The sequence below is a fragment of the Flavobacterium channae genome, from assembly GCF_021172165.1.
GTDB classification, from domain to species: Bacteria; Bacteroidota; Bacteroidia; order Flavobacteriales; family Flavobacteriaceae; genus Flavobacterium; species Flavobacterium channae.
Genome location: NZ_CP089096.1, coordinates 1641376 through 1654171, shown reverse-complemented (window position 1 = coordinate 1654171; position 12796 = coordinate 1641376). Strand labels below are relative to the sequence as shown.

Genomic DNA, 12796 nt, shown 5'->3' with positions numbered 1-12796 from the left:
ACCAACCTTATTCTACAAATTTATAATATCGAGCGCCTTTTAAAACAGGATTATTATTTTCAATATAATCCAATACGAATTCGTTTTTAGCCTCTAAAACAGGAGTTTTTTGTTCTTTTTTGTGTAGTTTTTCATAGGTTTCAAAATCAATTGGAACTCTATGTTCAAGTTGTTCAGTTAAGTTGGTTTTTAATATTGTTTCTTTCCAATGCGCTTGAATTTCGCCTTCAAAAACTTTTGATTTTGAACCGCTTCCATAGGCAATAAATCCTATTTTTTTAGAAACTAAATCAGCACTTTCTGTTGCCGAATAATACAAAGCCGAAAGTAAACCTAGAAAAATAGAACCAGTATAAATATTGCCTACAGAACCTGAAGCAATTTCAGAAGGATATATTTTTGAATTTACCAGTGCCAAATATTCTGGTGATTTTGACAATGCTCTTATTTTATCTTTTACTGTTTCGCCTTCTTGTTGGTTTAACAAATCGGGATTTTCATTAGCAAAAATTTCGATGAAAGTTCTTCTACCTTGAAAACAGTAGGGAAGGTGCATTAAAATTAAATTCCAATTATTGAAAATTACATCAGTTTGATTGCTTTCTTTTTTATAGTTTTCATAAGCAGCAGTAATTCGATTGATATAACATTGATTGGAATATTGTCCATCAAAAACTGGTTGTTCTTTGATTACGGTAACTTCTGATTCTAAAATATCAAACCAATTTTCATTTGCTTCATTTCCTGTAATTGCATTTTTATTGATGGTTTGTTTTGGTTTAAAAAAATCAAAAACACCTTCGGTAGAAACACCCGTTTCATTTGAGAAAGCTACAATTTTAGGATTTGCCGTTATAAGCATCGCAATTGCACCAGCTCCTTGAGTATATTCACCAGTCGAATTTAAATCATATTTAGCGTTGTCAGTTGCAATTACAATGGCTTTTTTATTTGGATGTAATCTAATGTAGTCGGTACAAGTTTGTAAAGCATCAACAGCACCAATACAAGCGAAAGTTAAATCAACAACATCGCAGTTTTGAAGTGCATTTGCACCTAGCTTTTGTTCAATTAAATTTAGAATATAAGAAGCAATAGGTTTTGAGTTATCCACACCGCTTTCTGTTCCAACATAAATTTTAGAAATCTCAGAAAGGTTGATATTTTCTTGTTCAATAAGTTTTAATAAAGCATTTGCACCTAGAGTTACAATATCTTGATTCACATCTAAAAAACTCATTTTATGTAAACCAAGACCTTTTATTAATTTATCAGCTTCAATATTTCTGTGATGTGCTAAGGTTGAAATGGGTAAGTAAATTTTTGGGATTTCAAATTGTATCGCGTCGATTCCTACTTTCATTTTATAATTTTATTTTTCCAAAAATAAAAAAGGTATGTTCAAAAACTGCTTGAACATACCTTAAAAATTCGATTGTATTTTTCGTTTTACGAATTATCTAAAATCAATATCTATTTTTTATCTAATTTAAAAAAATAGGTAATTAAAATTATAATTCTTCAGAAAAGGTATCACCTTGATTAATGTCACCCGATTTAAAACCTCTCATGAACCATTTCATACGTTGTTCAGATGAACCATGAGTAAATGAATCAGGTACAACATGACCTTGCATTTTACTTTGAATTGCATCGTCACCTACAGCATGAGCAGCACTTAAAGCCTCATCAATATCACCTTCTTCTAAATATTTCTGATTGTAGTGTGCCCATAAACCGCCATAAAAATCGGCCTGTAATTCCAAACAAACTGAAAGTTTATTAGCCTTAGCTTCACTTCTTCCTTGTTGTAGTTTGCGTACTTTTCCTGAAGTTCCTAAAACAGTTTGCACATGATGTCCTACTTCGTGAGCAATTACATAAGCAATGGCAAAATCGCCACCTTTTGCACCAAAACGGGTTCTTAATTCTTCAAAGAAAGCCAAATCCATATATACTTTATGATCTCCAGGGCAATAGAATGGACCTGAAGCTGAACTAGCACCACCACAAGCAGTTTCTACAGAACCTGTAAATAAAACCATTTTTGGTTGTTTGTAAGTGCCAAGATTGTTTTCTTCGAATATTTTAGTCCAAATATCTTCAGTATCAGCAAAAACAGTTTTTACAAATTCACCCATTTCTTTTTCTTCAGGTGTTAATTCTCTTTGTTCAACTTGTTCTGTTTGTTGCCCACCTTGACTTTGTTGGATTGTATCAACGAAAGGAGCTGCCTCTGGGAAAAACATTTTTACTAAAAAGAATACTATTGCGATGGCACCACCACCAGCAACTACTTTTCCACCGCCCGACATTCCTCTTCTGTCTTCTACGTTGTCACTTTGACGTCTACCTTTCCATTTCATATTATTTATTTTTAATTAATTAAAATCCGAATCGAACTCCTAAATATAAATCTGCTTGTTTTCCGCTATCTGCTAATGCTGTGAAAACACTATTTGAACCAATAAAAAATCCAGATAATCTAAAACCAATTCCACTTGTAAATCCAGAAATTTCATTAGCTGCTAAAGGAGCATAAGCTTCAAACCATTTAGTTGTAAATCTAGGAATTAAAGTATAAGAATTTTGAGTTGTTATAAAATCACTTTCTGAATCATCATTTACTTTTTGATAAATACTTCCTGTTACAAACCATTTTTTTGTTAATCGTACATCTGCGTAAGCATTAATAACTGTTGGTAATTTTACCGTATAATCATCAGTACTAGAAGTTGATTGAAAATAAGCTGCATTTACTGGATCATTCAAAATGGCTTCAATTTCAGTTAAACTTTCCACGTTTTCAAATTGATTTAAATCCAAACTTTCTAAACCACTAACATCTAAAATGTAGTTTTTACTCAAATTGTTATCTGATTTAAAAGTCATGGAACCGATATTTTTTATAGACAAACCTGCGTTTAAACGATAACTAGCAGGATCATTTTCGTCTTTCCAACGATAATTCACAGCTAAATCAGCTGCAAATCCATTTATTCCTTGAGAGAAAAATTCGTTGTAATTGCCTTGATCATTATAATCATTTGCTAAAACGCCTGCATAAGCAATATTAATGTTCGCAGAAGCATCAACTAATGAAATATCTCCAAAATTGTTTACGATTGTTCCGTTTAAGTTGGTAGCAGAAAAGTTAGCGTAAGCTCCGGGAAATAATAATCTTAAATTAGTACCAACATTTAATTTATGTTTTGGTAAATCGATTAGGTTTCTTGCAATAGTTAAATCAATTTCACCCCAAGTTGTTGCATTTAATCTTTGATTATCATTTGATGAAATTTCAGTTTGTGAAAAAATATTACTCAATTCCCCATTCTGAATTGCATCACCTAATTTAGGGTCTACATTAATCACATTGGCTTTAACATTGGCTACAGAAGTTAATCCAAATCCCCATTTTTTGTATTTCATGGCAAATGATGGTCCGAAAATTTGTGCATCTAATCTTAAATTTACCGCTTCATTTCCTTCAAAGATTTTATCTTCTAAATTGTCACCACTAACCAAATCGCTAAAACTTAATTTGTTGTTAGCCATTCCTAATGAGAAATTAAAAGCATTTACTTCAAATTTTGTGCTCATGTTCACTAATTCGGCAGGATTGTTATTGGCATTTAAAAGCCCACCTCGCTTAGAAGTAGAAATACCTGAGAAATGTTCTTGTGAATAGGAAAAACATCCTAAAAGTAGCGATAGAGATAGAATTGTTTTTTTCATAGTTATTAAAAGTTATAGTGAATTCCAAATTGGATCTTTTGGTGTAGGTGCATTAAAAATAATAATTTCTTTTGAAACAGGATGTTTTAACACTAACTTTTTGGCATGTAAATGAATACCACCATCTGGGTTACTTCTGTCAAAACCATATTTTAAGTCACCTTTTATAGGACATCCTATTGCTTGTAGTTGTGCTCTAATTTGGTGGTGTCTTCCGGTATGTAAATCGATTTCAAGCACAAAATAATTGTCTAATTTTTTTATTATTTGATAACTTAAACTTGCTTTTTTACTATCTGGAACTTCTTTTAAATGTGCTTTTGAAGTATTGTTTTTTGGATTTCTTTTTAAAAAATGAACTAAAGTATCTTTTTCTTTAGGTGGACAGTTTTTTACAACTGCCCAATATGTTTTTTGAGTTTCTCTATTTTTAAAAGTTTCATTTAAGCGAGAAAGCGCTTTTGAAGTTTTGGCAAATACTACAATACCAGTAGTTGGTCTATCTAAACGATGAACAACACCTAGAAATACATCTCCAGGTTTATTATATTTAACTTTTATGTATTCTTTTACAACATCAGATAAAGGTTTGTCGCCCGTTTTGTCACCTTGAACAATATCGCCAACACGTTTATTGATGACAATTATATGATTGTCCTCATGAAGGATTTGAAGGTTGTCTTTAGTTGAAATTTCTTTTACAGACACAATTAATATTGTTCGTTAGCATTAGGAAAATCCTGAGATTTTACATCGGTAACATACTGTCCAATTGCATTTGTCATTTGTTCGTATAAATTCAAATAACGACGCAAGAATCTTGGACTAAACTCGTTATTCATACCTAACATATCATGAATTACAAGCACCTGACCATCAACACCTCCACCAGCACCAATTCCAATAACAGGAATCGAAATACTTTTTGCTACTTGTTCAGCTAATTTTGCAGGAATTTTTTCCAATACTAAAGAAAAACAACCTAATCTTTCTAGCATTTTAGCATCTTCAATTAGTTTTTCTGCTTCAGCATCTTCTTTAGCTCTTACTGTGTAAGTTCCAAATTTATAAATAGATTGTGGTGTTAATCCTAAATGTCCCATAACAGGAATACCAGCATTTAAGATTTTTTTGATGGAATCTTTAATTTCGCTACCACCTTCAAGTTTTACAGCATGTCCGCCACTTTCTTTCATGATTCTGATTGCCGAACGCAATGCTTCTTTTGAATCTGATTGATAACTTCCAAAAGGTAAATCTACAACGACTAAAGCTCTGTCACAAGCTCTTACAACACTAGATGCATGGTAAATCATTTGGTCAAGTGTTATTGGAAGCGTAGTTTCATGTCCTGCCATAACATTACTTGCAGAATCACCAACTAAAATTACATCAACTCCAGCTGAATCTACAATTTTTGCCATTGTAAAATCATAGGATGTAAGCATGGAGATTTTTTCTCCATTTTCTTTCATTTCAATAAGAGTTTTAGTTGTAATTCTTTTGTAATCTTTTTTAGCTACAGACATAATTTTTTTCTTTATAGTACAAATGTAATAAATGTTATTTTCTTTTTTAAAACTCTAAAAAAATATTTGCCTAATATTAAATTTATATTGATTTAATCTATTAAATTAGTACCACTTTTAACACTATATCATAAAATGATAACAATATTACTTGCAGTCACAATTTTCGGATACTTATCTGTTATCCTTGAATCTCCAATTAGAATAAATAAAACAATATCAGCGCTATTAACAGGAACATTTTGTTGGGTTGTTATTGCATTATTTAGTCATGATGATCAACATTTAGTTACTGAAAAATTAATGCACTTTTTTGGTGAAATTTCTGGATTGCTAATATTTTTAATGGGAGCAATGACGATTGTTGAGTTAATTGATATTCACAAAGGGTTTACAGTTATAACAAGCAGAATTAGAACAACTTCTGTATTTCAATTGTTATGGATAGTGGCTTTTATCACGTTTGTTTTATCGGCATTATTGGACAACTTGGCAACAGCAATTATTATGGTGACTTTATTGCGAAAGTTAATGCCAAAGAGCGAGATAAGAATGATATTAACCGGAATAGTTGTTATTGCGGCTAATGCTGGTGGTGCTTTTAGTCCGATAGGTGACGTTACAACTACGTTGTTATGGATTGGAGGACAAGTAAGTTCTTTTGGAATTGTTAAGGCGTTAATTTTGCCATCAATCATGGTATTGTTAGTTCCGGTTGTAATTGCAAGTTTTAGAATGAGAGGATTTGCAGTTTTAAGAGCTCAGGTTTCTATGGCACAAGTTAAGCAGGAAGAAAAAATGCGAGGTAGTATGAGTGTTTTTGTTGCTGGAGTTATAGGACTAGTTTTGGTACCAATTATTAAAGCGTTAACTGGTTTGCCACCATTTATCGGAGTTTTAATTTCGCTTTCTATGGTTTCTTTAGTTTCGATAGTGTATCATAGAAATAAACCTCAAGAAGAAAAAGATAAATTTTCGGTAGCTTATGCGTTATCAAAAGTTGACATTAGTTCAATTTTATACTTTATGGGAATTTTATTAATGGTATTTGCTTTGCAAGAAGTTGGACTATTAAGGGAATTAGCCAATATATTATTAGCTCATTTACCAAATGTAAATTCTATGGTAATTGCAATAGGCTTTTTATCATCTATTGTAGATAATGGAAGTTTGGTTGCAGCAACTCAAGGAATGTTTCCGCTTACTACTTATCCTATGGATAATTCATTATGGGAATTTATTGCTTTATGTGCAGGAACAGGTGGTAGTATGTTAGTAATTGGATCTGCAGCTGGAATAGCAGTTATGGAAAAAGAAAAAATTACTTTTATGTGGTATTTGAAAAAAATAACTCCTTTAGCTGTAGCAGGTTATATCGCTGGAATTGTAACATATTTGATACAAACGTTACTAATTCATTAAAATGACGTTTATGAGATCAATTGTATTTTTTATTGTTTTTAGTTTTTCAGGAGTTTTAATGGCTCAAGACGCAACTCCAAAAAAAGTTGTGGAAGATTTTTTTACCGCATTTCATGCTAAAGATACAACAGCTTTAAGACAATTGTGTCATTCTGAAATTGTAATGCGAACAATTGCAAATACAAAAGAAGGGAATAAGTTGAAAGATGAAAAGCTAGATGAGTTTCTAAATTCAATTGCTACAATTCCTTCAAATCTGAAGTTTTTAGAAAAGTTAACCGATTATAAAGTTGAAATTGATGGCAATTTAGCTCATGTTTGGACTCCTTACGAATTTTACGTAAACGATAAGTTGAGTCACATAGGTGCAAATGCATTCACATTATACAACGATAACGGAAAATGGTTAATTATTCATTTGATTGATACGAGAAGAAAGAAATAAATGATCAATCAAAAAAGCTATTGAAGTTCCAATAATATAGCAAAGTAAATCTGACCAAAGAAAACCTTCGCCCAAGACGTAATGACCTAAAGTTGTTTTTCTAATAGTAATTAGCCAATCAATTTGAACCAATTGTAAAATTTCAATTCCAAAACAGAAAAGCAAACTTAGTAGGAGTGAAGTTGACTTTTTTAAAGTAATCAATAAAAAACGGAATCCAAAATAAATTAGAACAGCATATAAAATATCTCCTATAAATAAAGGTATTCCAGTTATTTTTCTTGATGTTATTCCTAATAATACAACAAGAATTACTATTATAAAATAAAAGATTCTGGATTTCTTCATTAACAATCTGCCATGTTTACAGCAACTGCTAAACCTCCTTCAGATGTTTCTTTGTATTTAGAATTCATATCTTTTGCAGTTTGCCACATCGTATTAATTACTTTATCCAAAGGTACTTTTGCATTTAAAGCATCTGTTTCTAAAGCTAATTCAGCAGCATTAATTGCTTTAATAGCGCCCATTGTATTTCTTTCAATACATGGAATTTGAACCAAACCACCAATTGGGTCACAAGTTAATCCTAAATGATGTTCCATAGCAATTTCAGCAGCCATTGTTACTTGAGCAGGAGTTCCGCCCATAACTTCACATAAAGCAGCAGCTGCCATAGCACTTGAAACTCCAATTTCAGCTTGACAACCACCCATTGCAGCAGAAATAGTAGCTCCTTTTTTGAAGATAGAACCAATTTCGCCAGCAACCATTAAAAATTGTTTAATCTCTTTCTCTCCAGCTTCATGATTTTCGATTACCAAATAGTACATTAAAACTGCAGGAATAACGCCAGCACTTCCGTTTGTAGGTGCAGTAACTACACGTCCTAGAGAAGCATTTACTTCGTTAACGGCTAAAGCAAAACAGCTTACCCATTTTAAAATTTGTCTAAATTTTACTTCCGTTTGACGAATAATTTGCAACCAAGAATAAGGATTATCGTAGGGTAAAACTCCGATTAAGTTTTTATGCATATCGTAAGCTCTTCTTCTAACATTTAATCCGCCAGGAAGAATACCTTCGGTATGACAACCAATGTACATGCATTCTAACATGGTATCCCAAATACGTAGCAATTCGTCATGAATTTCTTCTTCGCTACGCATGGTCTTCTCGTTTTCATAAACGATTTCAGATATCTTTTTGTTTTCCGATTTACAAAAGGCTAATAATTCTTCAGACTTTTCAATAGGAAATGGCAAAGTATGTAAAATTTCTTCTTTATTGGTTTCTTCTTTTTCTTTAACAACAAATCCACCACCAATAGAATAGTAGGTTTCCGAGAAAACTTCTTTATCTGTTTTTGCGGTAAACGTTAATCCATTGGCATGAAAAGGAAGGAAATTTCTATTGAAAACAATATCAGTTTCAAAGCAAAATGGAATCAAAATTTCATTACCTAAGAATATTTCTTTTTTATTCTTAATTGCCGAAATAATTACATCGATACTTTCAACTGGAATATATTCTGGATCAGCACCACTTAATCCTAGCATTACTGCTAAATCAGTAGCATGTCCTTTTCCTGTTAATGATAGTGAACCATATAAATCTACTTTGACTCCAATTACAGAATCTATCAGATTACGCTCGCGTAATTCTTTCAAAAATTGTTCGGCAGCACGCCAAGGGCCAAGTGTATGAGAACTCGAAGGACCAACACCAATTTTTAGCATGTCAAAAACAGAAATACATTCCATTACTAAATCGTTTTAGGTGGCAAATATAATCTTTAAAATTGAAAATTAAATTAATTTGACCAACACATAAAGGTACTCAAATGTTATATTTTAATTTGAATTAATAACATAAAATTAAGAATTGGTTCGTTTATTTTTTAGTTCTTTTGCACAAAAAAAGAATGCCAATTAATAAGTATTTTGTTTCTGCTTTAAGTGCCTTTGTAATTTGGGGATTTTTTAGCTTGGCTTTGAAGCCTTTAACTGATTATCCTTCATTGGATATTTTGTTTTATCGTGTTTTTATAGCTACAGCTTTTTTATTGGTAATTAATTTAATTTTTAGAAAAGCAGTCGTTTTAGATGCTAAGAAAACTTTTAAAGAACTTTCAAAGAAAAAACAGAAATCGGCAATAGTTATGACTATTGTAGGAGGACTTTTGTTAGTGTTGAATTGGTTTCTGTTCATTTACGCTATAAATCATGTTAGTTTACAATCCGCTTCATTTGCTTATATCATTTGTCCAATTTTGACAACCGTTTTGGCTTTTATCTTATTAAAAGAAAAAATTGATGTTTGGCAATGGATAGCTGTTGGACTTTGCGTAATTAGTTGTGCAATATTGTCTTATGGGAATTTACAAGACTTGATTTATAGTGTAATTATTGCATTGAGCTTTGGGTTTTATTTAGTTTCACAGCGAAAGAATAGTTCTTTTGATAAATTTTTGATTTTAACCATTCAAATGGTGATTGCTTCTGCAATTTTATTACCATTTTATCCAAGTTTTGGTGGAGTAGTGCCAACAGAGTTTCTGTTCTATTTTTTACTTTTCATTATTGTAATTTTATTTACGATTATACCTTTGTTTCTAAATCTTTATGCATTAAAAGGTTTGAATTCTTCTACGGTAGGAATTTTAATGTATGCCAATCCATTAATTCATTTCTTTTTGGCTATTTTCTATTTTCATGAATCAGTTTCTGTTGCTCAAATTGTTTCTTACTCTTTGATTTTGATATCAATTTTGGTTTTTAACATCAGTACTTTTTCAAATTTAAGACAAAATAGAGTCAAAAAATAGTACTAAAACGCCATTTTGTCAGTTTATTTAGCATGACAAATATTGTTTTCTGTCAATTTTCCTTATTTTTTGTAATGGCACAATCATTGAATTAGTATCCACGAGTTTAAAATTGAAATTTAAAATCTAACAAGTATAAAAATGAGCAAAATTATTGGAATCGACTTAGGAACAACCAACTCATGTGTGGCTGTAATGGAAGGTGGAGAACCTGTTGTAATTGCAAACGCAGAGGGAAAAAGAACAACACCATCTGTTATTGCATTTGTAGAAGGTGGAGAAATTAAAGTTGGAGATCCGGCAAAAAGACAAGCAGTAACTAACCCAACAAAAACGATTGCTTCTGTAAAACGTTTCATGGGGAATAAGTATTCTGAAAGTGCAAAAGAAGCTTCAACTGTAGCTTACAAAGTGGTAAAAGGGGACAACGATACACCTCGTGTTGATATCGATGGTCGTTTATATACACCACAAGAATTGTCTGCAATGACACTTCAAAAAATGAAAAAAACAGCTGAAGATTATTTAGGTCATTCAGTTTCTGAAGCAGTTATTACTGTTCCAGCTTACTTTAACGATGCACAACGTCAAGCTACAAAAGAAGCTGGTGAAATTGCAGGTTTAAAAGTAATGCGTATTATCAATGAGCCTACAGCAGCGGCTTTAGCTTATGGATTAGACAAACAAGGAAAAGACCAAAAAATCGCAGTTTACGATTTAGGTGGAGGTACTTTTGATATTTCTATCTTAGAATTAGGAGACGGAGTTTTCGAAGTATTATCTACAAATGGTGATACACACTTAGGAGGAGATGATTTCGACCAAGTAATTATCGATTGGTTAGCTAACGAATTCAATACTGCAGAAGGTGTTGATTTACGTAAAGATCCAATGGCATTACAACGTTTAAAAGAAGCAGCTGAGAAAGCTAAAATTGAATTATCAGCTTCTACTCAAACAGAAATCAACTTGCCTTACGTAACAGCTACGGCTTCTGGACCAAAACACTTAGTTCAAACATTAACAAGAGCTAAATTCGAGCAATTAGCTGAATCTTTAGTAAAACGTTCTATGGAGCCAGTTGCTAAAGCGTTAAAAGATGCAGGTTTATCAGTTTCTGATATTGACGAAGTAATCTTAGTTGGTGGTTCAACTCGTATTCCTGTTATCCAAGAGCAAGTGGAGAAATTCTTCAACAAAAAACCATCAAAAGGAGTAAATCCTGATGAAGTAGTAGCAATTGGAGCTGCAATTCAAGGTGGAGTTTTAACAGGTGAAGTAAAAGACGTATTATTATTAGACGTTACGCCACTTTCATTAGGTATTGAAACTATGGGAAGTGTAATGACAAAATTAATCGAAGCTAATACGACTATCCCAACAAGAAAATCACAAGTTTTCTCAACAGCAGCAGATAACCAACCATCGGTAGAAATCCACGTTTTACAAGGAGAAAGACCAATGGCAAATGATAACAAAACAATTGGTCGTTTCCATTTAGATGGTATTCCACCAGCACCAAGAGGAGTTCCTCAAATTGAAGTAACTTTCGATATTGATGCGAATGGTATCATCAAAGTTTCTGCTACAGATAAAGGAACAGGAAAATCTCATGATATTCGTATCGAAGCTTCTTCAGGATTAACTCCAGAAGAAATCGAGAAAATGAAAAAAGATGCTGAAATGAATGCAGAAGCAGACAAATTAGCTAAAGAAAGAGCAGATAAGTTAAACGAAGCTGATTCTATGATTTTCCAAACAGAAAAACAATTAGGTGAGTTTGGAGATAAATTATCAGAGGCAAATAAAGGAGCTATCGAAAGTGCTTTAAATGAATTAAAAGCTGCTTACGAAACTAAAGATCTTGCAACTATCACTCCAGCTTTGGATAAAATCAACGAAGCTTGGAAAAATGCATCAGAAGAAATGTACAAAGCACAAGCTGAAGGTGGCGCTGCACAAGCAGAACCTCAAGCAAATGCTTCAGGAGATCAAACTCAAGATGTAGATTTCGAAGAAGTGAAATAATTTACTTAAACGTAAATAAATTAAAAACCGAATCAGCAATGATTCGGTTTTTTTATTTCATAAAATTCAATCGTATCTATTTTTTTGTATATTAGGAACTTAATTTAACAACCTACTATTATGAAAAAACTATTTTTACTTCTTGTTTTATTGATGTCAACTGTTGGTTTTGCTCAAAAAGGCAAAGGAAAACCCGCTGCAAAAAATGTTGTGTTAACTACAGTAGATAATATTTCTGCAGAAATTTTAAATGAAAAAACAGGAAAAAGAGTAGTGTTGTTCGTTAAAAATGATGGTAAAGTTGTGGACACTTTAGAAGTTAAGAAATTAGATAAAGTAGATTTTAAGCCTACAAATTTTACAGTTAAAAGTTATACAACACAAGGGAAGAAGTTCTATCATGTTAACTGGAAGGAAGAAATCAAAGTAGATACAAAACTTAAAAAAGAAAATGGTGTTGTTACAGAAGATCAACTTTGGGATACAGAAACAAAAACACTTTTATTAGGTAATACACACAAATCGTCTCATATAAAAGAAACAGTTTTTTTAGATAAAAATAAAACAGCTTCACATGATGTTGAAAAGAATAGAAGTGAAGGTTTTGAATTTTTATTAAATGCAGATGGTAGTTTTGCTTTAAAAACTAAGACTCAAAACAGTACGTATGTTTACAATACTGCTTCAAGTAAATATGAAATTAAAGGAGCTCCTAAAACTTCTGGAACTAAAAAGAAAAAATAATTTAATACAAATAAAAAAAGGGTTAACTCGCGTTAACCCTTTTTTGTTCGTATTTGCTTTTAC

Annotated in this window: 12 protein-coding genes; 5 read left to right on the top strand and 7 right to left on the bottom strand. The window is 31.9% G+C overall.

Translation table 11 applies throughout. The annotated features are described in order from the left end of the window. Window positions 1-7: 7 nt before the first annotated feature. The 5 genes from LOS89_RS07640 to panB form a co-directional block, all read right to left on the bottom strand. The gene (locus tag LOS89_RS07640; protein WP_231834692.1) at window positions 8-1363 is read right to left on the bottom strand and encodes a hydroxymethylglutaryl-CoA synthase family protein; all 1356 of its coding nucleotides are present in this window, start codon (window positions 1361-1363) and stop codon (window positions 8-10) included. Window positions 1364-1511: 148 nt separating this feature from the next. After that, entirely contained in the window at window positions 1512-2366 is an 855-nt protein-coding gene (gene ypfJ, locus LOS89_RS07635; RefSeq protein WP_231834691.1) for a KPN_02809 family neutral zinc metallopeptidase, read from the bottom strand. A 19-nt stretch (window positions 2367-2385) separates the two neighbouring features. Then, window positions 2386-3738 (bottom strand): hypothetical protein, encoded by a 1353-nt coding sequence (locus LOS89_RS07630; RefSeq protein WP_231834690.1) that lies wholly within the window; start codon window positions 3736-3738, stop codon window positions 2386-2388. 12 nt (window positions 3739-3750) lie between these two features. Beyond that, complete coding sequence (locus tag LOS89_RS07625) at window positions 3751-4446, bottom strand: RluA family pseudouridine synthase (protein ID WP_231834689.1); 696 nt, start codon at window positions 4444-4446, stop codon at window positions 3751-3753. A 2-nt stretch (window positions 4447-4448) separates the two neighbouring features. Continuing rightward, window positions 4449-5267, bottom strand: coding sequence for a 3-methyl-2-oxobutanoate hydroxymethyltransferase (gene panB / locus LOS89_RS07620; protein ID WP_231834688.1), 819 nt, complete (start codon window positions 5265-5267; stop codon window positions 4449-4451). Window positions 5268-5402: 135 nt separating this feature from the next. Between panB and nhaD the strand changes: the two genes are divergently transcribed. Together nhaD and LOS89_RS07610 are read left to right on the top strand one after the other, a co-directional pair. Beyond that, entirely contained in the window at window positions 5403-6689 is a 1287-nt protein-coding gene (gene nhaD / locus LOS89_RS07615; protein WP_231834687.1) for a sodium:proton antiporter NhaD, read from the top strand. Between the two features lie 10 nt (window positions 6690-6699). Continuing rightward, complete coding sequence (locus LOS89_RS07610; protein ID WP_231834686.1) at window positions 6700-7134, top strand: Cif family virulence factor; 435 nt, start codon at window positions 6700-6702, stop codon at window positions 7132-7134. On the opposite strand, the gene LOS89_RS07605 is transcribed toward LOS89_RS07610, so the two are convergent. Next, window positions 7096-7482, bottom strand: coding sequence for a ribosomal maturation YjgA family protein (locus LOS89_RS07605; protein ID WP_231834685.1), 387 nt, complete (start codon window positions 7480-7482; stop codon window positions 7096-7098). The two genes, LOS89_RS07610 and LOS89_RS07605, sit on opposite strands and share 39 nt — an antisense overlap. Then, window positions 7482-8897: an L-serine ammonia-lyase gene (locus LOS89_RS07600; RefSeq protein ID WP_231834684.1), complete on the bottom strand. Its 1416-nt coding sequence runs from the start codon at window positions 8895-8897 to the stop codon at window positions 7482-7484. Before LOS89_RS07600 ends, LOS89_RS07605 begins: the two co-directional genes overlap by 1 nt. A gap of 161 nt (window positions 8898-9058) precedes the next feature. On the opposite strand from LOS89_RS07600, the gene LOS89_RS07595 reads away from it, so the two are divergent. The 3 genes from LOS89_RS07595 to LOS89_RS07585 all read left to right on the top strand — a co-directional run bounded on the left by LOS89_RS07595 (window position 9059) and on the right by LOS89_RS07585 (window position 12733). Continuing rightward, entirely contained in the window at window positions 9059-9961 is a 903-nt protein-coding gene (locus tag LOS89_RS07595; RefSeq protein WP_231834683.1) for an EamA family transporter, read from the top strand. 141 nt (window positions 9962-10102) lie between these two features. Next, window positions 10103-11989: a molecular chaperone DnaK gene (gene dnaK, locus LOS89_RS07590; RefSeq protein WP_231834682.1), complete on the top strand. Its 1887-nt coding sequence runs from the start codon at window positions 10103-10105 to the stop codon at window positions 11987-11989. 120 nt (window positions 11990-12109) lie between these two features. Beyond that, window positions 12110-12733 carry a hypothetical protein gene (locus LOS89_RS07585; RefSeq protein WP_231834681.1) on the top strand — a complete coding sequence of 208 codons (624 nt, stop codon included), beginning with the start codon at window positions 12110-12112 and terminating at the stop codon, window positions 12731-12733. Window positions 12734-12796 lie beyond the last annotated feature (63 nt).

Coding starts and splice junctions, on each gene's coding strand:
- LOS89_RS07630 (WP_231834690.1), bottom strand. CDS start 3,738: ATGAAAAAAACAATTCTATCTCTATCGCTACTTTTAGGATGTTTTTCC.
- LOS89_RS07610 (WP_231834686.1), top strand. CDS start 6,700: ATGAGATCAATTGTATTTTTTATTGTTTTTAGTTTTTCAGGAGTTTTA.
- nhaD (WP_231834687.1), top strand. CDS start 5,403: ATGATAACAATATTACTTGCAGTCACAATTTTCGGATACTTATCTGTT.
- LOS89_RS07605 (WP_231834685.1), bottom strand. CDS start 7,482: ATGAAGAAATCCAGAATCTTTTATTTTATAATAGTAATTCTTGTTGTA.
- LOS89_RS07595 (WP_231834683.1), top strand. CDS start 9,059: ATGCCAATTAATAAGTATTTTGTTTCTGCTTTAAGTGCCTTTGTAATT.
- LOS89_RS07585 (WP_231834681.1), top strand. CDS start 12,110: ATGAAAAAACTATTTTTACTTCTTGTTTTATTGATGTCAACTGTTGGT.
- LOS89_RS07600 (WP_231834684.1), bottom strand. CDS start 8,897: ATGGAATGTATTTCTGTTTTTGACATGCTAAAAATTGGTGTTGGTCCT.
- panB (WP_231834688.1), bottom strand. CDS start 5,267: ATGTCTGTAGCTAAAAAAGATTACAAAAGAATTACAACTAAAACTCTT.
- dnaK (WP_231834682.1), top strand. CDS start 10,103: ATGAGCAAAATTATTGGAATCGACTTAGGAACAACCAACTCATGTGTG.
- LOS89_RS07640 (WP_231834692.1), bottom strand. CDS start 1,363: ATGAAAGTAGGAATCGACGCGATACAATTTGAAATCCCAAAAATTTAC.
- ypfJ (WP_231834691.1), bottom strand. CDS start 2,366: ATGAAATGGAAAGGTAGACGTCAAAGTGACAACGTAGAAGACAGAAGA.